The sequence below is a fragment of the Streptomyces sp. NBC_00986 genome, from assembly GCF_045162565.1.
Classification (GTDB): Bacteria; Actinomycetota; Actinomycetes; order Streptomycetales; family Streptomycetaceae; genus Streptomyces.
This window is the reverse complement of the sequence record NZ_CP108733.1, coordinates 8,146,732-8,171,281: the sequence shown is the minus strand read 5'-3', so window position 1 is coordinate 8,171,281 and position 24,550 is coordinate 8,146,732. Positions and strand designations below refer to the sequence as shown.

Below are 24,550 nucleotides of genomic sequence, written 5' to 3'. Positions count from 1 at the left end.
ACGGGGCGACGGAGGAAGGTGATCTACCGTGGCCGGACTGAGTCTTGGACCACTGCTTCGCTACGCCGACGGCTCGTCCGCGACCGTATGGGTCGAGGCGAGCCGTCCGTGCACCGCCGAGGTGCGCTGCGCGGACGGCGCCGGGGGCACCGCCCGGACCTTCCAAGTGGCGGGCCACCACTACGCGTTGGTGCCGGTGGAGGGCCTCACGCCGGGGACGTCGACGCCGTACGAGGTTTTCCTGGACGGCGCGCACGTGTGGCCGCTGCCCGACTCCCCCTTCCCGCCGTCCGTGATCCACACCCCGGACGCCGACGGGACCGTCCGCGTCGCGTTCGGCTCCTGTCGCTGGGCCGCGCCGGCCGCCGACACCCACGACCCGGTGGGCCCGGACGCCCTGGACACGCTGGCCTCCCGCGTCGCCGGCGACCCGAAGGCCGAACGGCCGGACGTACTCGTCCTGTTGGGCGACCAGGTGTACGCCGACGAGGTCTCCGACGCGACCCGCCGCTGGCTCTCCGCCCGCCGCGACCTGCGCGAGCCGCCGGGCAGCGAGGTCGCGGACTACGAGGAGTACACGCGCCTCTACTACGAGTCCTGGCTGGACCCGGAGATCCGCTGGCTGCTCTCCACCGTGCCGTCGTGCATGATCTTCGACGACCACGACGTCATCGACGACTGGAACACCAGCGCCGCCTGGCTGGCCGACATGCGGGACACCCCGTGGTGGCGCGAGCGGCTGCTCAGCGGCCTCATGTCGTACTGGGTCCACCAGCACCTCGGGAACCTCTCCCCTACCGAACTCGCCGCCGATCCCCTCTACTTGGCGGTCCGCAGCGCCCCCGACGGCACCGACGAACTCCGTGCCTTCGCCTGCCGCGCCGACGCCGACCCGGCCACCGTCCGCTGGAGCTACCGGCGCGACTTCGGCCGCGTCCGGCTGCTGATGGTGGACAGCAGGGCGGCCCGCGTCCTCGACGAACAGAACCGCGCGATGCTCGACCCCGGCGAGGCCGACTGGCTGCGCACCGAGGCACTGAAGGACCCCGGTTCCTACGACCACCTCCTCATCGGCACCTCCCTCCCCTGGCTGCTGCCCCACCTCGTCCACGACGCCGAGTCCTGGGACGCGGCCCTGTGCCGTGGCGAACGGGGCGCCCGCTGGGCCGAGTTCGGCGAGAAGCTGCGCCGCGCGGCCGACCTGGAGCACTGGGCGGCGTTCCCCGAGTCCTTCGAGAGCCTGGCGGACCTGATCGCCGAGGTGGGGACGGGAGACGGGGCACCGGCGTCGGTGCTCGTGCTGTCCGGAGACGTACATCACGCGTACGTCGCGGAACCCAAGTGGCAGACGGGCGGTCCGAGTTCACGCGTCCTCCAGCTCACCTGCTCCCCCGTCCACAACTCCATCCCCTCCTACATACGCGTCGGCTTCCGCTTCGGCTGGAGCGCGGTCGCCCGCGGTCTGGGCCGCCGCCTGGCCCGGCACGGCCATTGCGCGCAGCCCTCGGTCAAGTGGCGCAAGACGGGCGGCCCTTGGTTCGGCAACCAGCTCATGACCCTTACGCTGCACGGTCGTTCGGCCCGGTTGCGGCTGGAGCAGGCGCGGGCGGACCGGACGCTGAAGACCGTGGAGGAGTCCCCGCTGACACCCCCGTGACCTCGGTCGGGGCATGATGAGGCGGGCCGTCCGCTTTCCCAGTGGGCGGTCTGCTCCATTGCGCCCCCACACGCCCGGGAGTCACCCCTTTGTCTGCAGTGAACGCGTCCGACGGCGAACCGGCCCCGGCCTCCGTCTCGGTCGCCGTGGTCGGCGCCGGTCCGCGCGGCACCAGCGTCCTGGAACGCCTCTGCGCCTCGGCGCCGGAACTCCTCCCGCCCGGCGCCCGGCTCACCGTCCACGTCGTCGACCCGGCGCCCCCGGGCCCCGGCCGCGTCTGGCGCTCCGCGCAGTCCCCCGAGCTGCTGATGAACACCGTGGCCTCCCAGGTGACCCTCTTCACCGATGCCAGCGTCGACTGCTCCGGCCCGGTCCGCCCCGGCCCGAGCCTGCACGAGTGGGCGCCCGCCGAACTGGGCCCGGACGACTACCCCACCCGCGCGCACTACGGCCGCTACCTGGAGTGGGTGTTCGCCCGCACGGTCCGCGAGGCCCCCGAGTCCGTCCAGGTCGCGACGCACAGGGCACGCGCGGTACGCCTCGACGACACGACGGACGGCCACCAGGCCCTCACCCTCGACAACGGCCGTACGCTGTCCGCCCTTTCGGCCGTGGTCCTGGCACAGGGCCACCTCCCGACGGCCCCGGACACCCCCCACCGCCGCCTCACCTCCTACGCCGACCGCCACGGCCTGCGCCACATCCCGCCCGCCAACCCGGCCGACGTCGACCTGTCCGTCGTACGCCCCGGCGAACCAGTCCTGTTGCGCGGCCTGGGCCTCAACTTCTTCGACCACACAGCCCTGTTGACGACGGGCAGAGGCGGCCGTTTCGTCCGCACGGAGGACGGCGGTCTGCGCTACGTTCCCTCGGGCAACGAGCCCCGCCTGTACGCCGGTTCACGCCGAGGCATCCCGTACCAGGCCCGCGGCGACAACGCGAAGGGCCCCTACGGCCGCCACACCCCGCTCGTCCTCACCCCCGAGGCGATATCCGCCTTCCGCAAACGCGCCGACTCGGCCGAGCCGCCCGAATTCCTCACGGAGATATGGCCGTTGGTGGCGAAGGAGGTGGAGACGGTCTACTACGCGGCTCTGCTACGCCCCTCCCGGCGCCCGGAGTTGGCGGAATTCACGGAGCGTTTCCTCTCCGTCCCGCACCGGGACCCCCAAGAGGCCCTGATCCTCGACGAGTTCGGGGTCGTGGCCGCCGACCGCTGGTGCTGGGACCGGCTGGCGCGGCCGTATACGGAACGCGATCTCGCGGACCCGGCGGCCTGGCGGGACTGGCTGCTGTCGTATCTGCGTGAGGACGCCGAGCACGCGGCGCTCGGCAATGTGGACGGCCCCCTCAAGGCGGCCCTGGACGTGCTGCGCGATCTGCGCAACGAACTCCGGCTGGTCGTCGACCACGGTGGTCTGGCGGGCGCCTCGCGCCGTGACCACCTGGACCGCTGGTACACGCCGCTCAACGCGTTCCTGTCCATCGGCCCGCCCCGGCGCCGTATCGAGGAACTGGCCGCGCTGGTGGCGGCGGGCGTGGTGGAGGTGCTCGGGCCGCGGCTGGACGTGCGGGAGACGGACGGCGCCTGGGTGGCGCGCTCCCAAGCGGTGCCGGGCTCGGCGGTGCGTGTGACAACCCTCATAGAGGCGCGGCTCCCCGAACCGGATCTGCGCCGTACCGCCGACGAACTGCTCGGCCGGCTGCTGAGGACGGGCCGGTGCCGGCCGCACACGGTGGACGGTTACGAAACGGGAGGACTCGACGTAACACCACGTCCGTACCGTCTGATCGACCGTCAAGGAGGCGTCCACGCAAGGCGGTTCGCGTTCGGGGTGCCCACGGAGGGCGTGCACTGGGTGACCGCGGCGGGCGCTCGTCCAGGGGTGGATTCGGTCACGCTTTCGGACGCCGACGCGGTGGCGAGAGCGGTTCTACGTGCGGCGACGGCCGAACCGGAACCCCAAACGGAAGCTGAACAGTGGCCAAATGTTGAACTTGCAAGCATTGATTAGGTCCACCTAACGTTGACCGCTCACTCGGCTCGTCCCCAGACCGGTCCGCGACCCGGACCGGCCCGACCGAAGGAGCACCCCCCACGTGACCCCTCACATCAACGGCCGCCTCAACAAGGCCCAGCCGTACGCCGTCGGCCTGTTCCGGATCGTCGTCGGCCTGCTCTTCGCCTGCCACGGAGCGGCCTCGCTCTTCGGCATCCTCGGCGGTGCCGCCGGCACCGACGGCGGCACCCTCGACGCGGGCACCTGGCCCGGCTGGTACGCGGCCGTGATCCAGCTCGTCGGCGGCACGTTCGTCCTGCTCGGCCTCGGCACCCGCGTGGCCGCGCTGATCACCTCGGGCTCGATGGCGTACGCGTACTTCGACGTCCACCAGCAGGCGGCCCTGTGGCCGATCCAGAACGGCGGCGAGGCCTCGGCGATGTTCTGCTGGGCGTTCCTGCTGCTGGTGTTCACGGGGTCCGGCGCGCTGGGCGTGGACCGGCTGTTCGCGAGGCGGTCCGCCACGGCGGCCGGTGAGCGGACGTCGGCGGACCAGACGCCGATAGCCGCCTGACCTACTGAGCGACTGGCCGGTGCCCCTGGGATGGGGCACCGGCCAGTCGCGTCAGGGAGCCCAGCCGAACGGCACCGTGAAGCAGGCGGCGCGGGTGTGGCTGCCGGGCATGTCGTGGATGACGACGGAGGACGCCTCGCCCTGCCGGAAGCCCCAGTCGTGCCGGGCGCTCGCCTCGGCGGCACCGTGCTCGTCGGCCGTGAAGTCGAGCCACACCTCGTTGTCGGCGTTGGTGGCGGCCGGGTCCGTGGACGGCTTGTGCTGGAAGTGCCCGCCCGCGGCGGCCGGGTCGGCACCGCACGGCTTCTGGTGCACATGGACGCCGTAAGCGTGCCCGGGCACCATCCCGTCCACCTTCAGCCGCACGGTCGTAGCACCGCTGACAGCCGTGCGCTGACTGACCTGGATCCAAGCGGCGGCCGGAACCAGCTTGCTGTCGTACGTCACCGCCGCCGACGGCACGAGGGCGGCGACCGGAGCGAACCGGGCGTCCGTCCGCATCCAGTACCCGTCAGGAGCACCACTGCCTCCTCCGCCGCTCGCCAGGAGGGCCGCGACGACGGCGCCCGCACATATACCTGCCACCATGATGTGTACCGTTCCTCACGTTCGGATGTGCTTGGGTGCGTTTGGATCCCCTTTACGTTGCTACGGGATGCGAGCCCGCCCCGCCCCTCGGGACAGGGCAGCCGGGTGAACACGCTGTGCGGATCACACGCGCCCCCCGTGAATCTCCTGTCCCCGCCCAGGCGTACGCTGTATGGCTGTCACTGGCCGTCTTTGGCGCGGCCCACGGGGGAGTTCACGGGGAGACGCGTTGTTCGAGAGTGTGGGGTCGCTGACCGGCAGCCCATGGATCTACGCCATGGTCGCCCTGTCCGTACTCCTTGATGTGTTCCTGCCGGTTCTGCCGAGCGGGGTCCTGGTCATCGCGGCCGCGACGGCGGCGGCAGCGGGCACCGGCGCGGCGGCGGACGCCGTTCCCGTCCCGCACGAGGTCCCCAGCATCCTGGCGCTGATCGCGTGCGCGGCGACCGCGTCCGTCCTGGGCGACCTCGTCGCGTACCGGCTGGCCTGGCGCGGCGGCGCCCGCCTGGACCGCGCGATCTCCCGCTCCCGCCGCCTCACCACCGCGCAGGAACGTCTCGGCCTGGCCTTGGCCCGCGGCGGCGGAGCCCTGGTCATCCTGGCCCGCTTCGCCCCCGCCGGCCGCTCAGTCGTCTCCCTCGGCGCAGGCGCCGCCCACCGCCGAGCCCGAGACTTCCTCCCCTGGTCAGCCCTGGCGGGCCTGTCCTGGGCGGCGTACAGCGTGGCCCTGGGCTACTACGGGGCCCAGTGGCTGGGCACCACCTGGCTGGCGACGGGGGTTTCGCTGCTGGCGTTGTTCGGGGCGGGGGCGGGGGCGGCGTTCGTGATGCGGAGGCAACCCGGGGTGACGGCGGAGGTTGGCGCGCCTTAGGGGGCGGGATTGTTACCGCTCGGGGGGCCGTGATTGTTACGGCTCCGGGGGCGGGTTTGTTACGGCTCGGGGGCGCGCCTTCGTTTTGGCTCGGGGGCGCGCGTCCGTCTTTTAGGGGCACGGGGCTGTATCGATGTGCAGCTCCGCCGCGTGGGCGCGACCAACCCCCACCGGCCCGCGGATGCGTTACGGACCGGAAGCGCGGAGTCGTTTCCCAGGGACACGGCTTCGCTACGGATCAGGGCGCGCGCGTCCGTTCTCAAGGGGCGCGAGGAACTGCGCGACCAGCCCCCACCGACCCGCGGATTCGTTACAGACCGGCGGCGCGGGCTCGTTTTGGATCAGGGGCGCGCATCCGTCCTTCAGGGGCGCGGGGAACTGCGCGACCAGCCCCCACCGACCCCCGCTTCCACCACTACGCTCCCCTCGCCGCGCCCCTCACCTCAAGCCCGGCCAACAACTCAGCCGTAGCCTCGGCGATCACATCAACCGCGTGGTCGAAGACCTCGCGATTGTGCGCGGCAGGCGCCCGGAACCCGGAGACCTTGCGCACGTACTGCAACGCGGCAGCGCGAACCTCCTCCTCCGTGGCCTCGTCGGGCAGAACAGGCGGTCGAAGCGTCTTGATACTGCGGCACATACCCCCAGTCTCGCGCGTCCACAGCGATACCGCCGCCCCTCTCCCGAACACACCTGCGATGATCCCTCCGAGGCGGCCACCGTCACCACGCACGGGGCCGACCGACGAGAGGACACAACAACATGGCGAACAACGAACTCACCGTGGCGGTACTGGGCCCCGGCGGCGTAGGCGGCCTGCTCGCGGCGCTCCTGTCGCGCGCCGGCCACCGAGTGATCTGCCTGGCCGGAGAAGAAACGGCCGACACCCTCCGCACGAACGGAATCCAGGTCCGCAGCGCCCATTTCGGCGACTTCACGGCCCCGGTGGAGGCGGACACGGAACTACGTGAACCGGTGAACGCCTGCCTGATCACGGTCAAGGCGACAGCCCTGGACGCGGCCCTCACCCGAGTCCCCGCGAAGACCCTGGGAGACGGCCTCCTCGTCCCGTTCCTGAACGGCGTAGAACACCCGACACACCTACGCGCCCACTACACCCCCACCCAGGTCGCCCCCGCGATCATCCGGGTCGAATCAACTCGCACCGCCCCAGGGGTGATTGACCACGGCAGCCCGTTCGCGGAGATCGACCTGACGGGCGACACGGTCCCCCGCGACCGCCTGAACACCCTGGCGGCAGCCCTGCGCGAGGCCGGCCCCACCACCCAAGTCCTGCCCGACGAAACGGCCGCGCTCTGGGCCAAGATGACATTCCTGGCCCCCCTCGCCCTCCTCACCACCCGCTACACCCTCCCCCTGGGCGACGTACGCACGCGCCACCGCGAGGAGTTGACGTCCCTGCTGGAGGAAACGGCGGCGGTGAGCCGTTCGTACGGCGGCCCGTCGGACGCGGCGGGCGCACTGGCCCGCTACGACACCTTCCCGCCGCAGACCAAGTCGTCGATGCAGCGCGACGCGGAGGCGGGCCGCCCGCTCGAACTGGACGCGATCGGCGGGGCCTTGCTGCGAGCGGCGGAACGACAGGGCATCGCGGTACCGGTAACGGCAAGACTGGTAAGGGAGTTGGAGACCCGGACCACCAACTGACGGACGGATCCCCGTCAAACGGCCGGCGGGTCACCCCTGGAGATCGACCCGCCAGTCGTTGGAGGTCATCCAGCACCCCTTGGGGTACTCGAACTCCACCTCACCGAGCAGCGTGAACCCGGCTTTCCGGCACACCGAGTTCGACGCGGGATGGCCGACGCCCGGGAAGGCATGCAGATACCGGTGCCGCCCATCGGCCCGCGCGACGTCGGCAACGGCCCGGGCCGCCCGGGCGGCGAGCCCACGCCCCTGGAACTCGGGCAGGACACCCCACCCGGTCTCCCACACGGACTCGCCCCGCCACTCCCGCTCCCAGAACCCGATCGACCCCACGGTCTCCCCGCTCCCCGCCAACTCGACCCGGTACATGCACCCCCGCTCCAGCCCGAGATACCGCCGATGCCGGGCATCGAGCTGCGCCGCACTCTCGGGACCCCCCAAGTGCGCCGTCATCTCAAGGCTGTTGTTCCGCTCCAGCAACCAGAAGTCACCCTCACCCCAGGGCTGAAGCCGTACGAGTTCCACGTCCATGCCGAGCACACTAGGCGGCCCCACTGACACCCTCGACCCCCTCAGCTCTCGCCCCCGGCGCCCAAGGCGTCACGGAGGGCCGCTCGGGAGGTGATGCCCAGTTTCGGGAAGACCTGGTAGAGGTGGGCGGCGACGGTGCGTGGGGAGAGGAAGAGGCGGGCGGCGATCTCCTTGTTGGTGTGACCGGCTGCCGCGAGGTGGGCGATCTGGCGTTGCTGCGGGGTCAGGGCGCCGAGGCCGGAGTCGGCGGTGGTGGAGACGGTGATGCCGGTGGCCCGTAGTTCGCGGTCGGCGCGGGCCGTCCAGGGGGTGGCGCCCAGGCCGCGGAAGATCTCGGCCGCCTCGGCGAGATGACGGCGGGCGTCGGCGATCCGCTTCAGGCGGCGCAGATGGGAGCCGTGGCCGAGCTGAACACGGGCCAGATCAAAGGGGTGTTGGCCGGTCTCGGGGGCCAGGATCACCGCTTCCAGAGCGGACTCCGCGGACTCCTCGGACGTGCCCGGAGCGGTGAGCGCCTCGCCCGCCAGGACGATCAGGCGCAGTCGCGGGGACAGGCTGTCGAGGTGGTGGCCGCGGGCTGCGGCGAGATGAGCCCGCGCCTCCGCGTCACGGCCGGTGTGGACGGCCGCCTCGACGAGGTCGTGGAACACCGCCAGGGCATGTGGAGCGTACGGGGCGAAGGTGCCCGCGGGGCTCACCGCCGAGGCGTTGCGGAAGGCGGTGTCGAACTCGCCGCGCCCCAGCGCCGTGAGCGAACGCACGTGGGACGCGTACGAGTTGACGATCCCGGCGCGACGGGGCGCGGCCCAGGCGTCCATGTCGCGGGCGGTGTCCGCGGCCGCCTCGAAGTCACCGCGCGCCGCCGCCAGCAGGGCGCCGGTGAGCCGGCCGGTCCAGGAGAGCAGGGCGTAGCCGTGGACACTGCACAACTCCAGCCCCTCGCCGGACAGTTGCCGCGCTTCGTCCCAGCGGCCGGTGTCGAAGGCGTCCTGCGCGAGGAGGAACAGCGCCTCGATGGCCGAGGTGACCGCGCCGCCCTCCCGGCCGTGCCGGACGACCCGCTGGAGGGCCTCGCGGCACGCGGGCAACCGGTCGAGCGGAGCGGCCGCCGTGGCCGTACGGACGATGCGGGCGGGGCTGATCTCGTACCCGAGGCCGGTCACGGCGGTGTCGGCGAGCGCGAGGGTCTCCGGGGTGTGGCGGGCCAGGTCGCTCAACGTCCTTGCGGGGAGCGTCAGTTCGGCCGGGGCAGGCGGAGGCAGATCGTCGAGGGCTCGGTGCAGGGGTGGCCAGAGTTCGGCGCGGCCACCGGCGGAGCAGATCATGGTCAGGGTGTGCAGTGCCTCGACGCGGACCTGGCCGCCGTCGGTGTCGTGCGGGGGTGTCGGCCGCTCGCGGAGGGCCGTGGTCAGCAGGCGGTGCGCGGTGTCCACGTCGCCGTCGCCGTGCAGGAGCCGATAGGCGGTCGCGACGGTGGCGACGAGGGGTTCGTCGGGGCCGGGGTGGGCGGAGCGGGCCCGCTCGATCAGGCCCGGGGCGTCCCGCAGATCACCGGTGACGAGGGACCCGAGATAGGCGGCCTCGGCGAGCCGGCCGCTGCGGACGCGGCCGGGCGGGCTGAGCTGGGCCGCGCGCAGCAGCTTGGCGACGGCACCGGTGTAGTCGCCGCGCCGTAGATTCCGGTGGGCGACGTCGTCGAGGAGGGCGGCGACCTGTTCGTCGGGCTTCTCGGTGGCTTCGGCCAGGTGCCAGGCGTGCCGTTCGGGCTGGCAGTGGGCGAAGCGGGCGGCGAGCACGGTGTGGGCGCGGCGGCGCTGGTCGCTGGTCGACAGTTCCACCACCGCCGCCTGGATCAGCGGGTGCCGGAAGGTGAGCCGCCCGGCGGACTCGTCCACCCGCACCAGACCGGCGTGCTCGGCGGGTGCCAGTCCCTCGCCGCCCCGGTCGGCGGCCACCGCCCGGACGACGCGCAGATCCGCCTGCCCGTCCAGTGCGGACAGCACCAGCAACTCGTAGGCGCTGTCCGGGAGTTCCCTGACGCGGGAACTGAAGACCCGTTGCAGCCGGTCGGTCAGGGGCAGTGCGGTGGGCAGGGTGCCGGCGGTGGTCAAGTCGCCGAGCGGGAGGGGGAGTTCGAGGAGTGCGAGCGGGTTGCCCAGGGCCGCGTCGAGGAGGCGTCGCCGTACGCGCGGGGCCATTTCGGGGTGGCGGCCGGCCAGCAGTTCGGCCGCCGCCCGCTCCGGCAGGGGTGCCACCTGGACGGTCGGCGGGTTCCCCTGGTCGAAGAAGTCGGCCTCGCCGGTGCGGCAGGCCGCGAGCAGCGCCACCGGCATGCCGGTGAGACGCCGGGCCACCATGCCCAGGACCAGCGCGCTCGCCCGGTCCAGCCACTGCGGATCGTCCACGACGAGCAGCAACGGCCGTTCCCCGGCCGCCCGTCGCAGCAGTTCCAGGACGGCGTTGGCGGCGAGCAGCCGGGTGGGCGCCGGGCCGGTGCCGAGGCCCAGTGCCACCTTCAGCGCCCCGGCCAACTGCGGTTTCACCGCGTCCAGTTGATCCAGTTCGGGCAGGCACGGCTGGAGCAGCTGGTGCAGGGCGGCGTACGAGATGTCCGCCTCGAACTGCGCGCCGGTCGCCCGCAGGACCCCGGCCCCGGCGCCGGTGGCCAGGGCGGCGGCTTGATCGAGCAGTGCGGTCTTGCCGACACCCGGGTCACCGGTGAACAGCAGCGTGTCACCGGCCCCCGAGGCGATCCGGCCGACGAGCGTCTCCAGCCGCCGGATCTCCGGTTCACGCCCGATCAACGTGCCGGGTCCGGGTCCAGGTCCGTCCACTGCCCGCTCCTCTGTCGGATCCGCACCCCGCACTCCCCTCACTCCCCCGTTCCTGGCCTCCGGCCCCTCACCCCACGGTGATCACGATCTTCCCCTGCCGGTGTCCAGTCTCCACCCGTGCGTACGCCCGCGCCGCCTCCGCCAGCGGGAACTCCGCCTCGACAGGCAGAACGACCCGGCCGGCCTCGATGAGCGGCAGTACGGACGCCATGACCTCCGGGACGGGGAAGGACTCGATGGACAGGTGCACGCCGTGTTCGGACGCGGTCGGGTCGGCCAGGGTGACGACCCGGCCCGGGTCGCCGGTCAGGTCGACCGACAGGCCGAGCACCCCGTGGCCGTACGCGTCGAGGACGTGGTCGATGTGCGGCGCCGCCGCGCGGATGCGGTCGGCGAGGCCGTCGGAGGCGTAGTCGACGGGGATGCCGCCGAGCTTGAGGTAGGCCGCCCGGTTGGCGTCGCTGACCGTGCCGACGACCGTGAGTCCTTCGATGAGCGCGAGCTGGGTGGCGACGAGACCGACCGCGCCGGAGGCGCCGTGGATCAGCAGGGTCGCGCCGGGGCCGACACCGAGCTGACGGAGACCCCGGTAGGCGGTCTCCACGGCGATCGGAAGGGCGGCGGCCTGCGCGTGGGTGAGCCGGTCCGGCTTGGCGACCAGGTCGTCGGCCGGGGCGAGCGCGTGGGTGGCGACGGCGTCCCGGGTCACCGAGCGCCCGAACACGGGCTGCCCGACGCGCCAGGCGTCCACACCGTCTCCTACGGCGTCGACGACGCCGGACAGTTCCATGCCCAGCCCGGCCGGGTGAGCGAGCGGCTCGGACGCGAACCGCCCGCCGCGCAGCTTGGCGTCCCTCGGATTGACGCCGGCCGCCCGTACGGCGACCCGCACCTGCCCCGGTCCGGGCTCGACCAACGGCACGTCGACGAGCCGCAACACCTCGGGACCGCCGTACTCCGCGTACTGAAGTGCCTGCATGGTTTCTCCCTGGCCGATGTCGGAGTGGATGTTCACTCCGTCCACGGTGCCGGGAACGGCGCGCGCTGGAATGTGTCAAATGACTGAGGTTCCGCGAGGCACGGGGGCGACCGGAGGAACACGGTCCGATCTGCGCGGCAGCCCGCCCGTGCGGCTGGGTGCGCCTGCGCGCGGCAGAGCCCGCGGCGGCCGGCTCGCCCTTCGGCGGCCCCCACCCGTTCGTATGAAGTCCCTGAAGGAACTCGCGACCCAAATTCGAACAGGCGTAGCATTAGCGCGTGGCTACGACCTATGACTTCCCGAGTGACCTCCTCGCCGGTCAGGAGGAGCTGCATCAGGTCCGAAACGAGCTGTCGGCCCTGCTGAAGCGGCTGCCCTGGTCGGTCGAGCCCCTGGACGGGTTCAGCGACGTGGGCGGCTGGCGCAAGGTGGAGCGCCCCGCGTCGCCCGGCTGGACGCCCGACGAACAGGCCGAGGTGGAGAAGCTCCGGCAGCGCGAGCACGAACTCGCGGTCTTCGTCAGCGGCCACCGCTTCTGGACGGAGGTGGCGGCGACGGAGCGCGTGGAGACACGGATGAGGCTGAAGCACGCCCACGAGACGCCTCCGGCGGACGACCAGGGCGACTGAGGGGACCGGGGTGCCTGGGGCAACCGGGGCGGCACGAGTCGACGTTAGCCGTGGCGAGTTGACGTAGGCCTTGGATCGTCGAAGCAACCGCGGGGCGGCGATCACAAGTGCGGGCAGCCCTGCCGCCCGCCCCCAACTACGGCTTCCGCAGCGCCCGTTGAGCCACCAGCAGAACCGTCACAGCCCCCACCGCCCCCACGGCACCGACACCGACGGCCCGGAAGCCCCGCGTGGAGCGCCACGACAGCACCGACCACCGCGACTGCGCGGACAGCACGGACCCCGTGCTCAGCCACGACCCGGCCGAGACCAACGACAGGGCCGAGCCGATCGACCCGACCGACAGCGCGCTCCCGATCGACCCGACGGACAGGCTCGACCCGACGGACCCGATGGACAGCACCGACCCCACCGAGCCGATGGACAACACCGAGTCCTTCGACCAGAGGGACAACACGGAGCCCGAGGCGGTCGTGCCAGGTTCGCTCATGCGCCCATCCTGCCCATCACCCCCGGAAACCGCGAGACCGCCGCACGAAGCCGCCGTTCAGAGGCCGCGCGGACGACGGGCACCCTGGACGAGTTCGGCCGTGGCCCTCCACAGCGCCCCCTGAACGGCTTCGCCGCACCCCGGTTCAGGGCACCGCAGAGCCTTCGCACCCTTGGCGGCGAAGTACCCGCCGGCACTCTCGGCGAACGCGGGATCGGGGTCGGTCGCGAGTTTCACGATGATGTCGGCACCGTGCTGGGGATCGCCGATGTTCAGCGAGGTGAGAACCTTCTCCAGGGTTCCGGCGAGGGGCAGTTCGCGTCCCAGACCGGTGGTGTTGAACCCTGGGCAGCAACAGGTGACGGCGACCCCCGTGCCCTTCAGCTGACGCCCGAGTTCCTCCGTGAACATGATGTCCAGAAGCTTGGAGCGGCCGTAGAGCAGGCTCGAACCGCGACGCGTGAACTCCGCCGTATCGGTCAGGTCGGCGGGCAGGTCGAGGACACCGGCCCGCGACGAGGCCCGGGAGGCGACGGTGACGATCCGGGCGGGCGCGGACGCCACGAGCCGTTCGCGCAGGGCGTCGGTGAGGACCCAGGGCGCGAGATAGTTCACGGCGGTCATCTCGGCGTGGCCCTCGGGGGTGACCCGCTGGGAGAAGGCGTGCAGGCCCGCGTTGTTGATCAGTACGTCGATCCGCGGATACCGGGCGGCGATCTCCTCGCCCGCCCGCCGCACCTCGGCGAGCAACGACAGATCCGCGAGGAAGACATCGACAGCGGCGCCCGGCACAAGCCGCCCGATCTCCTCCCGCACCGCATCCGCCTTCGCCCGGCTCCGGGCGACGACACCGAGGCGGACACCGCGCCGAGCCAGCTCGAACGCGGCGAGCCGGCCCATACCGTTCGTCGCACCGGTCATGACGATCACGGGCGGCTGGTCAGCCATGCGATCGGCCATACGATCCACCTCCTGGCCGTATTATTGAGGTACCTCATCAAGTACACGAACAACGTAACACTCGATGAGGTACCTCACCAATGAAGCCCGAAGGCCCCGAGGCCCAGAAGGAAACGATGAAAACGAGGACCGCGGAACAATGACGGCGAGCGACCGCACCCCAACCACCGCCACCACCCCCACCCCCACCCCCGCCGAGGTCGGGCTGCGCTACCTGTCCCTCGCACACCACCTGCGCAAGACGGTCGACGACACCATGACGGCCGCCGGTCTCTCCCTCGCCCGCACGAAGGTCCTCCAGGTGCTCGAACTCCGGGGCGCCGTACGCCAGTCGATACTCGCGCAGGAGTTGGGCCAGGCCCCCCGGTCGGTCACCCAGTCCATCGAGGCACTGGAGCGCGAGGGACTGATCGAACGGACACCGGATCCCGAGGACGGCCGATCGAAGCTGGTCCACCTCACACCGAGGGGCACCAAGGCACTGACGGCGGGGACGGCAGCCGGCGAAGAGGCTCTGCGGAAAGCCCTCGGCCCGTTGGGACACGACCAACTGGCAGTACTGGACCGCCTCCTGGACACGATCGAGACAGGCCTGTCGACTCCGCCGCGCCGGCCGTGACCCTTGCCACGGCCTCAACTCCCCACCTCGGCAAGGGAGGTGTCAGGGTTAGCCTGACGGGCATGACCGATGCCGAAGACGCGTCCTCCATGCCCGTACCGGCCTCACCCGAGCTCCACAGGCTGTCGCCGCGCGACGAGTCACGCGTGGCACTCGCCCTGACGCTCCGTCAAATGGCCGACGCGGTACTGGATGCCGTACCGGTCGAGCCGGACCCCGCACCCGGCGACCTGCTCCGAACCGCCCTGCAGCTCCAGCGCCGTATGGACGACGTCGTACGCGAGGCGGTGGTCGCCGAGCGCGAACGCGGCACCACGTGGAACCAGATCGGTGACGCCGCCGGCATCACCCGGCAGTCCGCCCACGAGAAGTGGTACAGCGACGTCCACGGCTGGGCGGCCATCGGGCGCAGCGCCCTGCCGCCGGAACTGAAGACGCTGGAGGTCGCGGCCGAGGCGGACGCCCGCTACGCCGGGCTGCGCCCCGACCGACCGCACGCGGTCACCTCGGGCCTGGACGCGATCCGCTTCCCCGGCTCCCACGCCTACGAGGCCAGCCTGCGCGCCCGCGGCTCCGCCCTCCACATCCGCCGCACCGACCTGGACGCACGGGCCACCCAACTCAACGACGAATACAGCGACTTGCACGCGCACGGCCCGACCTCCGCCCCCATCGGAGACGACCCACTCCTGATAGAAACCCACCGCGGCCACGCGGACGCGGTACGCGCCAACCGCCTCGCGATCGCCGCGGTCCACGACGAGATATCCACCATCTACGACGAACTCACCACCGCGGAACCCTCCTTGGCGGACGAACACAACACCCAGTCCACCTGGCACCACAACGCCGCGGACCAGGCCCGCAGTTACGCCGCCCTTCTCAACGGCAGGAAGAGCCAGCCGTCCGCAGACCACTGGGGGCACGCTCCGTAGGATGCCGTACGTGACCAAGAGCGTCGTGCTGTGGGACTTCGACGGGACCCTGGCGTTCCGGGGCGGTAGGTGGCGTGGGTGTCTGGTGGAGGCGTTGGACGAGGTGGCGCCTGGGCATGGTGTGATCGCTGCCGATGTGAAGCCGGGGCTGCGTGACGGTTTTCCCTGGCATCGACCCGAGAGCGGGCATCCCGAGCTGGGCACACCTGACGCGTGGTGGGGCGCTCTTCAGCCGCTCTTCGTGAAGGCCTACGTCGGTGCGGGCGGCGATGCCCCGACGGCCGCCCGCGCCGCACAGGGCGTACGGGCCCACTACACCGACGCGAGTCGCTGGGCCGTCTTCCCCGACGCTGTCCCCGCGCTGGAGGAACTCTCCGCCGCCGGCTGGCTTCACGTCGTCGTCAGTAATCATGTGCCGGAGTTGGACGGTCTGCTTCGGGATCTCGGGCTCGGTCGGCACTTCGCGGCTGTCGTCAACTCCTCGCTCGTCGGGTGGGAGAAGCCGCACCGTCGGATCTTCGAGGTGGCGTTGGAACGGGCCGGGTCTCCCGGGCGGGTCTGGATGGTCGGTGACAACCCGGTGGCCGATGTCGCCGGTGCCCAGGCCCTCGGGATCCCCGCGATCCTCGTCAGTCCGGCGGAGAGTGGGTTGCGACCGGCTGTGCGGCGCATCCTCGACGGCGATGACGATGGCGATGTGGACTCCATGTGGACTCCGGCCACGGAAAGAGGCCTCCCGGAGATCTCCCCGGAAGGCCTCTGACCTGCTGTTTATCCTGGTGGGCGCGGACGGTTTCGAACCGCCGACATTCGCCTTGTAAGGGCGACGCTCTACCCCTGAGCTACGCGCCCAGGACGAGTCGACAGCCTACATTGCCGGGGGGCCTGTCCTGCAAACCCGTATCCCCACGGAGAGATCCCGGGGGTTTTCCCCACCCCGAGTCCGGGAGCGCGCCGGATGCCCCCGCCGGGCGCCGCTCTCTACGGTCGAAGGGCGCCGTAGGAGTCACCAGGACTCCGCGTCCGTCCCAGGGGGAAATCACCGTGACCCGCACCGGCACCCACACCCGTAGCCGCGCCCGCGCCCGCACCACCCGCGCCCTCACCGCCACCAGCACCCTCGCCCTGCTCCTCCTCACCGCCACCGGCTGCGGAACCGCCTCCGCCGGGGACGACAAGCACCCCGATCACCGCACCTTCGGCCTGGCCGGTCGTACCCTCACCGTCGACTCCGACGACTCCGCGCTGGAAGTCGTCGCCGCGGACTCGAATCCGAGCGGGAAGATCGAGGTCACCCGGTGGTGGCAAGGGAGCGTGGCGATCGGGTCGGATCCCAAGGTGACCTGGGCGATGGACGGCGACCGGCTGGTGTTGCGGACGAAGTGTTCCGGGGTGATCGCCGACTGTTCGGTCAAGCACCGGATCGAGGTGCCGCGCGGGGTCGCCGTGAAGGTGGAGGACGGGGACGGGAGTGTGCGGGCCCGGGGGTTCGCGGACGCGCTCAGCGTTCGTACGCACGACGGGTCCGTCCATGTCACCGACTCCACCGGGCCGCTGATCCTGCACACGGGGGACGGGTCCGTGCACGCCGAGGTGTCGTCCCGGGAGGTGCACACGACCACCGGTGACGGGTCCGTGCACCTCGAACTCGGCGCCGTACCCGACCTGGTGGAGTCCAGCAGTGGCGACGGGTCCGTGACGGTCGCGTTGCCCGCGGGCGCCGCCGAGTACCGCGTGACCACCAAGACCGGGGACGGATCGGTGGATGTGTCGGTGCCCCGGGACTCGTCGAGTTCTCATGTGGTGACCGCCCACACCGGCGACGGGAAAGTCACGGTGCGGAACGCGAACTGACCGGCCCGTGTGTTCGTCCTCTACCGGTGGGAGAATGACAACGGTCAGGATGGAAGACACGGGAGAGGGATGTGACGGCGACACCAGCGCAGCCGTATTCGCCGCTCACACGGCCCCGGCGTCGGCCCGGGGCCCAGCCGCGGCCCCGGCACGGTTCCGCCGCTGGCCGCGCCCCACATCCCGACGCCTCCCTCGCTGACGCGCGCCAAGACGCCTCCCCCACCGAGCCGCGCCAAAGCGTCCCCGCACGTGACCCGCGCCGTGACGCTTCCGCCGGTGCCCCGCGCCCCGGTGCCACCACCCGCGCCGCCCTCGACACCCTCACCCTGATCAGCCTCCCCCTGCTCGCCGCCCTCGCGCTCGCCCTCCCCGCCACCTTCGCCGGCGGCGGCACCCGGCGCTGGTTCGGCGGGCGGGCCGAGAGTCAGCGGGCCGAGGCGCAGGCGGCGAAGGACGCGGCGGCGGCCGCGTTCTACGAGCTGGACACCGCCCAGCGGGATCTGCGGATCTCGATAGACACCATCACCGCGGTCGACGACTCGCCGGCCGCCCGCCGCGCCGTCACCGACTTCGAGGCGCTGGGCCGCCGCATCGACGACGCCAGCGGCCGGTACATCAACGCCGTCGACGCGCACGACCTCGACCGCGACGACCTGGAAGCCGCCGCAGCGAACCGCGCCCGCACCGAACTGACCGCCGCCAAGGACCAGTTGGGGCAGGTCAAGCAGGAGCTGGACCGGTTCGAGAGCGGGCTCGGGCCGCTGCTCGGCAAGGCCGAGACCCAGCTCGCCCTGCTGGCGCCCGCCGTCGAGCGCGCCCGGCAGGCACTGCTCGCCGCCTCCAACGCGCTGGACGCCGTACGGGCATCCGGGCTGCGCGCCGACGCTCTGGCCGCCCGGCTCGCCGCGCTCGGGCCGGAGCTGACGAAGCTGAACCAGGGTGCCGGGCAGCACGGCGTACCGCAGACGCTGGAGCGGGCCACGCAGGTCGCCCGGGAGGCGGAGGCCATTCGCGCCGAGGCCGACGGCCTGCCCGAGCGGGCCGCCGAGATCGACCACCGGCTCGTCTCCCTCCGCACCCGCGCCCAGGCGCTCACCACCCGCGCCGGCCAGGTCGACCCGGTGCTCAGCGAGCTGCGGCGGCGCTTCTCCGCCGCCTGCTGGCAGGACCTCCAGCACGTCCCCGATCAGGCCGGCGAGAACGTACGGCAGGCCGAGCTGAAGCTGAAGGAGGCGCAGGCCGCCCGGGACGCGCAGCGCTGGCCGGACGCCACGTCCCTGCTGTCGACGGTACGGGCGCTGCTGAACACCACCGACGAGGCCGTGTCGGCCGCCGGTGACCGGCTGCGCCGGCTGAACGCCGTGCAGAAGGACCCCCAGCAGGAGATCGACCGCACCCGCTTCGCCATCCGCGACGCCCAACGCCTCGCGATGTCCGGCCGCACCACACCCGACCCCCGCCACGCCCGCCCCCTCGACGACGCCGTAGCCCGCCTCGACCGCGCCATCACCACACTGGAGGGCCGCCACCCCGACTACTGGCACTTCCTGACGGAGACGGAGGCGGTACGCCAGACCGTGGCGAGGGTCGTCAGCCAGATCCGCGAGGAACGCGGAACCCCGGGCCACTGACCCCGGGAAGTGGAGCGCCCCAAAGGGGCGCGGGGCTGTGACATTTGCGGCTCCGCCGCGTGGGCGCGACCAGCCCCCACCGGGCCCGCAGATCCAACACAACCGAGCCGGCGAGGAGCGGGCCGCGCAGCTCGTGCACGCGGCCGGCAGCGGTACGGTGATCAGTCTCGTCGGCCTGCCCGAGGCCCCGGTGAGCGACCACCCCGGGCCGGTCCCCGCCGCCGTAGCCCTGCGTGCCGTACTCCAGCGGACCGACGTCCTCACCGACGGCGAGCTGAGCCTGCTGCGGGAGTGGCTCGACCGGATCGCCCGCAGCACGACGTGACCACAGAACGGCCCCCCGTCGCGTACCGAAGCGACGGGGGGCCGGTGAAGCTGTGCCCGACTACGGACCTCAGGTGCGGTAGGCGTAGTAGTACGCGTTCGGGTACGACGCGATGAGGCTCGCCACCGACCTGCGCAGGGTGTTGTTCGAGTGGTACGTGACGTACGGGACGCCGTTGCTCTTGGCCGTCACGATCATCGTGTGGTCCTTGGCGCCGTCGCGGTCGAAGTCCATCTGGAGGACGTCGCCGACCTCCAGCTGGTAGACGTTCGCGAGCGGGGTGGTGCGCTTGGAGTTCTGCGCGAACCAGGACCACTCGTTGACGCCGACGAAGGAGTCCGACTGGATGTCGGCGGTGCCGAACCACTTCGTGTAGTCGTAGACGTAGCCCGGGACGTGCTTCCAGCCGCCGGCCTTCAGGGACTGGCTGACGAAGTTGGTGCAGTCGCCGCCGTCCGCGTGGCCGTTGAAGTCCGGGTAGGCGGTGTTGTAGACGTTCCAGTACTTCTCGGCGTACGCCGCCATCGCCTTGTAGTCGTACGTCGTGCTCGTCTTCGGGACCGCCACCGGGTTGCGGGTGGTGGCCGCGCGCGGCGCGTCCGGCGTGGTGTTGCCGTCGTCGGCCGGGGCGGGCGACGCCTTGACCGCGGGCTTGGCCACCGTGTTGACGGCGAGGCCGCCGGTGTCCGTGTCCTGGATGTTCGAGAGCTGCCAGGTGCCCTGCTGGTCGGCCTTGAAGGTCAGTTCGTGGTGGGCCTGGAAGCCGGTGGTCTTCGGCTCGTTGCCCGTGGCCTTCGCGTACGTCAGCGTGGTCGTCTCGGTGACGTCGGCCTTCGCCGTGCGGCCGGTCACCCGGGTCGCGTCCAGCGTGACCTTGGTGGCGCCCGTGCTGTACGTCTCGCCGAGCTTCGCGATGCTGCTCTGGCGGCCGCGCAGCTGGCTCAGCGCCGACTTCTCGTCGCGCGACTGGGTGCTGGAGAGGCGGACGTCGCCGGAGAAGCGCGAGGTGCTCTGCTTCGTCGTGGCCCCGTGGACGAGCGCCTGGGTGCGGTCGGTGAAGACCGCGTCGGCGAGCTTCTGGAAGGTCGCCTTGGTCGCGGCGTTCACGGTCGGGTCGTCGACGACGGCAGCGCCCGCGCTCCAGTTGGGCACGAGGGCGACGCCGGCGACGACCGAGGCGGCGGCCGCCGAGATTATGGCCGTACGGCTCCGCTTACGGCTCAGTTTTCTGGATTTCAATGGTGTTCCCCTCTACGCCGGTACGCCTACCGGGCGAGGGCATCTTCGCACGCGGTGTGTGGCTCCTGTGAAGGGGGTTGCACATGGTCAGTTCACCAGTCCCGAGAGGTCACTTGACCACCGTGGACCAGTCGGGCGACTGGGCGGGGTCCAGACTGCGCAACTGCTGCAAAGTCTGCGGCGACTGAACGTCCATCCAGTCCGAAAGCTCCCTGAAGGACACGCACTTGACGCCCTTCTTCGTGCAGATCTTCGGGATGATCTGGTCGATGGCCTTCATGTAGATGCTGTCGTTCCAGTTCTCGAAGTGGTTGCCGATGAACAGGGGCGCCCGGCTGCCGTAGTAGACGCGGTTGAAGCCGGCCATGTACGAGTCGACGGTCTTCTTCTCCCAGTCGGCGAACTTCGAGGGGTCGCCCTGGGTGGCGCCGCCCGACTGGTTGTAGAGGAAGTTGAAGTCCATCGACAGGGCCTGGATGTTGTCCCCGTAGGGGAGCAGTTCGAGCGGGAAGTCCCAGAGGCCGTCCTTCTTGGTGGGCCATATCTGGAAGTCGCCCGGGGAGCTCGCGTCGTAGCGCCAGCCGTAACCCTTCAGCGCCTTCAGGAGGTTGGGCTGGCCCTCCAGGCAGGGGGCGCGGCCGCCGACGACCTCCTTCTTGAAGTCGAAGGGCAGGGCCGGGATGTCGGTGTAGCCGGTGTTGGTCTTCCAGTTCTCGACGAAGGAGAAGAACTGGTCGATCTCGCTCTTCCACTGCGCGACGCTCCAGTCACCGCCGCCCTTGGCCTCGCAGAAGTGGCCGTTGAAGTGGGTGCCGATGTCGTTGCCCTGCTCGTAGGCCAGGCGGAGCTGCTCCAGCGTGTCCCGGATGTGCTGGTCGGTCGGGAAGTCGATCGCCGCCGAGCCCACCGGGTGCATCGGCGGGTGGTAGAGGTCCCTCTTGCTCTTGGGCAGCAGATAGATGCCCGTGAGGAAGAAGGTCATGTGGGCGTTGTACTCCTTCGCCATCTCCCGGTAGTGCGAGAAGAGTTTGTCGTCCCCCTGCAGCGCGCCGTCCCAGGAGAAGACCACGAACTGGGGTGGTTTCTCACCGGGCTTGAGCGGCACGGCCTTCAACTGGTCCTTCTGCGGCCCCGTGTACGAGGTCGAGCCGTCCCCCAGCACCTGCGTCTTGCCGTCCCACGCGGGTTCCTTGGTCGACTTGGGCTCGGCGTTCTTGCCCGCCGACGCGGTGGGCGCCGTGTTGTCCCGGTTCAGCGCCAGGTACCCGGTCACCAGCGAGGCGACGACGAGGAACACGGCCAGGGTGAGGAACCCCGGCTTGGGGGTACGCCGAGGACGCGGTTCAGGGGCTCTGCGGCGGCGGCCGGACGGTGCCTTCGTCCGAGGCTTCATGGGCGGCTCATTCTGCGAGGAGGTGGCGGTTGCGCTGCGGTGGTCAGCCGAGCGAGGTCATGGCTCTCGACCAGATGCCGTAGGGGACGTCGGTTGCTGGGGTGCCGGAAACTCCCTTCAGCGGCAGCGGTTCGAGGCTCTTGCTCAGGTCGATGCGGTAGACGACGACGGCGGTCGACACGGACTGGGCCGTCCCGACGTACCAGGCCGCGGTGTCGTCCTGGGTGGTGCCGGTCTTGCCCGCCACCTCGGCCCCGGCGGTCTTGGCGGCGGTGGGATGCGCCAGGCCGAAGGAGTCCACGAGCGCGTCCGTCACCTCGCCCGCGGTGGTCCTGCTCATCGCCCGGACCGGCTCCGGCCGCTCCAGGGCGACCGCGGCGCCGTTACGGGTGATACGGCGGACCGAGTACGGCTCCGTGTGGACGCCCCCGGCGTCGAACGTGCCGTACGCGCTCGCCATGCGCAAGGCACTGGGCGTGGCATTGCCCAGCGACAGCGCGGGTACCTGTGCCCCGAAGCTGGAGGAGAGCAGCCCGGCGTCCTCGGCGGTCTTCCGTACGGTCGTCAGGCCGGTGTCCATGCCGAGCTGCATGAACGGGGTGTTCACGGACTGGGCCAGGGCCTGGCGCAGACTGATCTGCCCGTAGGACTTCTTGCCGTCGTTGTGCGCGGCGACCTTCTTGCCGCTGCGGTCCCAGTACGGCCCCTCCGGAGTGGTGACCGGCACGCCGTCGTCCCCGTCGTACAGCGTGTCCGGGGTGACCGAAGTCGGCGGTCTGCCACGGGTCTTGGTGACCCCGTGCTCCAGGGCGGCCGCGTAGACGAACGGCTCGAAGGCCGAACCGGCGGGCACCGTGGTCGAGTTGGAGTCGTTGTAGCCCTGCGTACGGTGGTCGGGGCCGCCGTAGACGGCGAGGATCCGGCCGTCCGAGGCCACCGAGGAGGCGCCGTAGTGGGCGGTCTTCGCCGTGCCGGGGTTCTTGTCCAGCGCGTCCTTGCGGGCCTTGGTGACGGCGTCCGTCAGCTCGGTCTCCCGGTTGCGGTCGAAGGTCGTGTAGATCTGGTAGCCGCCGAGGTCGAAGTCCTTGTCCGAGATGTGCGCGGTCTTCTTCACGTACTGCGTGGCCAGTTCGACCAGGTAGTCGCTCTGCTTGCCGGTGTCGTAGGTCTTCGACTGCTTGAGCGGCTCGGGGAAGGTCTTGTACGTGGCGCGCTCGGCCGGCGACAGCTTGCCGATCTTCACCATGCGGTCGAGGATCCACGACCAACGGGCCACCGCCCGGGCGTGGTTGGCCTTGCTGAGCGTCGGGTCGTAGAGGCCCGCGCCCTTCAACAGCGAGGCGAGGAAGGCGCCTTGGCTCGCGTTGAGCTGGCTCACGTCCTTGCCGTAGTACGCCTGCGAGGCGCGCTGCAGGCCGTAGGTTCCGCGGCCGAACCAGCTGGTGTTGAGATAGCCCTCGAGGATCTTGTCCTTGCTCATCTTGTTGTCGAGCTTGAGGGAGATCATCGCCTCGGTGAACTTGCGGCTCACCGTCTGGTTCTGCGTCAGATAGACGTTCTTCACGTACTGCTGGGTGATCGTCGAGCCGCCCTCGGTGTCCCCCTCACCGACCGTGCGGTACAGGGCGCGGGCGATGCCCTTCATGGAGATGCCGGGGTCGCTGTAGAAGCTCTCGTTCTCCGCGGCGAGCACCGCCCAGCGGACGTCGGTCGGGATGTCCTTCAGCGGCATCGCCTGCCGCTGCACCCAGCCGGTCCGGGCCATGGGCGTCCCGTCGGACCAGAAGTACACGTTGTCCTGCTGGGTGGCGTACGTGTTGAGGTTCGAGGGGATGTCGGTGGTCGCGTAGGCGACGACCAGGAACAGTCCGCTGAGTCCTACGGCGGCCAGGACACCCCCGACCGACTGCCGCCAGGAGGGTATCCAGCGGCGCCAGTCCGTACGGCCCGGGCGCGGGTAGATCGGGCGCAGCTTGCGGACGTACGGCGTGAGGAAGATCACGGCCGGGGCGAGGCGGGCGGCGACGGGGGCGAGGCGGGTGCGGAGGATCGCGGCGAGGCGGGAGAGACGGCTGCGGAGGGACGCGCGGTGGGCCTTGCGGCCCCGGTGGCGCACCGGTTTCGTCTCCCCCTCGGGTATCTCCGGCGCCTCCGGTATCTCCAGGTCGGACAAGCGCAGCTGCATGGTCTCGTCCGGCCTGAATCCGGCGGGGAGCTTCAACTGCATGGTCTCGTCCGGTGCCTGGCGCTCCTCCCCGTCCCCCTCGTGGGTCACGACGCGACTCCCCTCCGCACTCCTATTGCTCGCACAGGCAGACGCATTGACGTACGAGGGACTGAAATGGTTGCCATGAACACGACTGCAAATCCCGGTTCCCCCCGGCCTCACAGATCACGCGGCGCCCTCAAATTACCAGTGGTCTTCGCAAGTTCTCCATATAAGAAAACGACAGAACAGGACACAGCCGAAACCTTCATGAAAAAACAAGGTGCCGTACTCATGTGAGGTGGGGGTTAGCCTGAGGCCATGCCTCGCTACGAGTACCGCTGCCGCACGTGCGGATCTACGTTCGAACTGAGTCGGCCTATGGCGGAGTCGTCCGCGCCGGCGGATTGCCCCGCAGGGCACGGCGACACCGTGAAGCTGCTTTCTGCCGTTGCCGTGGGCGGTGCGGCGTCCGCCCCCTCGCCTGGAGCGGGCGGAGGGGGCGGTTGTTGTGGTGGAGGGTGCTGCGGCTAGGCAGAACCTGTGCGTTGTCGGGTGCGGGTGCGT

Annotated in this window: 23 protein-coding genes and 1 tRNA gene; 13 read left to right on the top strand and 11 right to left on the bottom strand. The window is 71.0% G+C overall.

What is annotated here, in order from left to right:
* Nucleotides 1–28 precede the first annotated feature (28 nt).
* From OG504_RS36570 to OG504_RS36560, 3 genes are all read left to right on the top strand, one after another.
* The gene (locus tag OG504_RS36570; protein ID WP_405993616.1) at nucleotides 29–1,657 is read left to right on the top strand and encodes an alkaline phosphatase D family protein; all 1,629 of its coding nucleotides are present in this window, start codon (nucleotides 29–31) and stop codon (nucleotides 1,655–1,657) included.
* A gap of 89 nt (nucleotides 1,658–1,746) precedes the next feature.
* A complete protein-coding gene (locus tag OG504_RS36565; RefSeq protein WP_405993615.1) occupies nucleotides 1,747–3,672 on the top strand; it encodes an FAD/NAD(P)-binding protein in 1,926 nt (641 codons plus the stop codon).
* Between the two features lie 97 nt (nucleotides 3,673–3,769).
* Nucleotides 3,770–4,231 (top strand): DoxX family protein, encoded by a 462-nt coding sequence (locus OG504_RS36560; protein ID WP_405996535.1) that lies wholly within the window; start codon nucleotides 3,770–3,772, stop codon nucleotides 4,229–4,231.
* A 51-nt stretch (nucleotides 4,232–4,282) separates the two neighbouring features.
* On the opposite strand, the gene OG504_RS36555 is transcribed toward OG504_RS36560, so the two are convergent.
* Nucleotides 4,283–4,819, bottom strand: coding sequence for a superoxide dismutase family protein (locus OG504_RS36555; RefSeq protein ID WP_405993614.1), 537 nt, complete (start codon nucleotides 4,817–4,819; stop codon nucleotides 4,283–4,285).
* A 229-nt stretch (nucleotides 4,820–5,048) separates the two neighbouring features.
* On the opposite strand from OG504_RS36555, the gene OG504_RS36550 reads away from it, so the two are divergent.
* Nucleotides 5,049–5,690 (top strand): DedA family protein, encoded by a 642-nt coding sequence (locus OG504_RS36550; RefSeq protein WP_405993613.1) that lies wholly within the window; start codon nucleotides 5,049–5,051, stop codon nucleotides 5,688–5,690.
* 415 nt (nucleotides 5,691–6,105) lie between these two features.
* Here OG504_RS36550 and OG504_RS36545 read toward each other — a convergent pair whose 3' ends face one another.
* A complete protein-coding gene (locus OG504_RS36545) occupies nucleotides 6,106–6,330 on the bottom strand; it encodes a DUF2277 domain-containing protein (RefSeq protein WP_405993612.1) in 225 nt (74 codons plus the stop codon).
* Nucleotides 6,331–6,452: 122 nt separating this feature from the next.
* Between OG504_RS36545 and OG504_RS36540 the strand changes: the two genes are divergently transcribed.
* Complete coding sequence (locus tag OG504_RS36540) at nucleotides 6,453–7,358, top strand: ketopantoate reductase family protein (RefSeq protein WP_405993611.1); 906 nt, start codon at nucleotides 6,453–6,455, stop codon at nucleotides 7,356–7,358.
* A 30-nt stretch (nucleotides 7,359–7,388) separates the two neighbouring features.
* Here the strand turns inward: OG504_RS36540 and OG504_RS36535 are convergent, their stop codons facing one another.
* The 3 genes from OG504_RS36535 to OG504_RS36525 form a co-directional block, all read right to left on the bottom strand.
* Nucleotides 7,389–7,889: a GNAT family N-acetyltransferase gene (locus OG504_RS36535; RefSeq protein ID WP_405993610.1), complete on the bottom strand. Its 501-nt coding sequence runs from the start codon at nucleotides 7,887–7,889 to the stop codon at nucleotides 7,389–7,391.
* A 41-nt stretch (nucleotides 7,890–7,930) separates the two neighbouring features.
* Nucleotides 7,931–10,723 carry an ATP-binding protein gene (locus OG504_RS36530; RefSeq protein WP_405993609.1) on the bottom strand — a complete coding sequence of 931 codons (2,793 nt, stop codon included), beginning with the start codon at nucleotides 10,721–10,723 and terminating at the stop codon, nucleotides 7,931–7,933.
* 67 nt (nucleotides 10,724–10,790) lie between these two features.
* Nucleotides 10,791–11,702, bottom strand: coding sequence for an NADP-dependent oxidoreductase (locus OG504_RS36525; RefSeq protein WP_405993608.1), 912 nt, complete (start codon nucleotides 11,700–11,702; stop codon nucleotides 10,791–10,793).
* Between the two features lie 278 nt (nucleotides 11,703–11,980).
* Here OG504_RS36525 and OG504_RS36520 point away from each other — a divergent pair, with 278 nt between their 5' ends.
* Entirely contained in the window at nucleotides 11,981–12,331 is a 351-nt protein-coding gene (locus tag OG504_RS36520) for a hypothetical protein (RefSeq protein WP_405993607.1), read from the top strand.
* Nucleotides 12,332–12,467: 136 nt separating this feature from the next.
* Here the strand turns inward: OG504_RS36520 and OG504_RS36515 are convergent, their stop codons facing one another.
* The gene (locus OG504_RS36515) at nucleotides 12,468–12,821 is read right to left on the bottom strand and encodes a hypothetical protein (protein ID WP_327404389.1); all 354 of its coding nucleotides are present in this window, start codon (nucleotides 12,819–12,821) and stop codon (nucleotides 12,468–12,470) included.
* Between the two features lie 57 nt (nucleotides 12,822–12,878).
* Nucleotides 12,879–13,769, bottom strand: coding sequence for an SDR family NAD(P)-dependent oxidoreductase (locus OG504_RS36510; RefSeq protein ID WP_405993606.1), 891 nt, complete (start codon nucleotides 13,767–13,769; stop codon nucleotides 12,879–12,881).
* A 151-nt stretch (nucleotides 13,770–13,920) separates the two neighbouring features.
* On the opposite strand from OG504_RS36510, the gene OG504_RS36505 reads away from it, so the two are divergent.
* The 3 genes from OG504_RS36505 to OG504_RS36495 all read left to right on the top strand — a co-directional run bounded on the left by OG504_RS36505 (nucleotide 13,921) and on the right by OG504_RS36495 (nucleotide 16,098).
* Nucleotides 13,921–14,400, top strand: coding sequence for a MarR family winged helix-turn-helix transcriptional regulator (locus OG504_RS36505; RefSeq protein WP_405993605.1), 480 nt, complete (start codon nucleotides 13,921–13,923; stop codon nucleotides 14,398–14,400).
* A 62-nt stretch (nucleotides 14,401–14,462) separates the two neighbouring features.
* Nucleotides 14,463–15,335, top strand: a complete 873-nt coding sequence (locus OG504_RS36500) for a hypothetical protein (RefSeq protein ID WP_405993604.1) — start codon at nucleotides 14,463–14,465, stop codon at nucleotides 15,333–15,335.
* 10 nt (nucleotides 15,336–15,345) lie between these two features.
* Nucleotides 15,346–16,098 (top strand): HAD family hydrolase, encoded by a 753-nt coding sequence (locus OG504_RS36495; RefSeq protein WP_405993603.1) that lies wholly within the window; start codon nucleotides 15,346–15,348, stop codon nucleotides 16,096–16,098.
* Between the two features lie 14 nt (nucleotides 16,099–16,112).
* Here the strand turns inward: OG504_RS36495 and OG504_RS36490 are convergent.
* Nucleotides 16,113–16,187, bottom strand: a tRNA-Val gene (locus OG504_RS36490).
* Nucleotides 16,188–16,379: 192 nt separating this feature from the next.
* Between OG504_RS36490 and OG504_RS36485 the strand changes: the two genes are divergently transcribed.
* From OG504_RS36485 to OG504_RS36475, 3 genes are all read left to right on the top strand, one after another.
* Entirely contained in the window at nucleotides 16,380–17,189 is an 810-nt protein-coding gene (locus OG504_RS36485; protein ID WP_405993602.1) for a DUF4097 family beta strand repeat-containing protein, read from the top strand.
* A gap of 71 nt (nucleotides 17,190–17,260) precedes the next feature.
* Nucleotides 17,261–18,820: a hypothetical protein gene (locus OG504_RS36480; protein WP_405993601.1), complete on the top strand. Its 1,560-nt coding sequence runs from the start codon at nucleotides 17,261–17,263 to the stop codon at nucleotides 18,818–18,820.
* 37 nt (nucleotides 18,821–18,857) lie between these two features.
* Complete coding sequence (locus OG504_RS36475) at nucleotides 18,858–19,145, top strand: hypothetical protein (protein WP_405993600.1); 288 nt, start codon at nucleotides 18,858–18,860, stop codon at nucleotides 19,143–19,145.
* 69 nt (nucleotides 19,146–19,214) lie between these two features.
* On the opposite strand, the gene OG504_RS36470 is transcribed toward OG504_RS36475, so the two are convergent.
* From OG504_RS36470 to OG504_RS36460, 3 genes are all read right to left on the bottom strand, one after another.
* Nucleotides 19,215–20,384: an amidase domain-containing protein gene (locus tag OG504_RS36470; RefSeq protein ID WP_318016082.1), complete on the bottom strand. Its 1,170-nt coding sequence runs from the start codon at nucleotides 20,382–20,384 to the stop codon at nucleotides 19,215–19,217.
* A gap of 109 nt (nucleotides 20,385–20,493) precedes the next feature.
* Nucleotides 20,494–21,777, bottom strand: coding sequence for a hypothetical protein (locus tag OG504_RS36465; RefSeq protein ID WP_405993599.1), 1,284 nt, complete (start codon nucleotides 21,775–21,777; stop codon nucleotides 20,494–20,496).
* A gap of 43 nt (nucleotides 21,778–21,820) precedes the next feature.
* Nucleotides 21,821–24,004, bottom strand: coding sequence for a transglycosylase domain-containing protein (locus tag OG504_RS36460; RefSeq protein ID WP_405996534.1), 2,184 nt, complete (start codon nucleotides 24,002–24,004; stop codon nucleotides 21,821–21,823).
* 300 nt (nucleotides 24,005–24,304) lie between these two features.
* Between OG504_RS36460 and OG504_RS36455 the strand changes: the two genes are divergently transcribed.
* Nucleotides 24,305–24,517: a zinc ribbon domain-containing protein gene (locus tag OG504_RS36455; protein WP_033286894.1), complete on the top strand. Its 213-nt coding sequence runs from the start codon at nucleotides 24,305–24,307 to the stop codon at nucleotides 24,515–24,517.
* The last annotated feature ends 33 nt before the right edge of the window (nucleotides 24,518–24,550 follow it).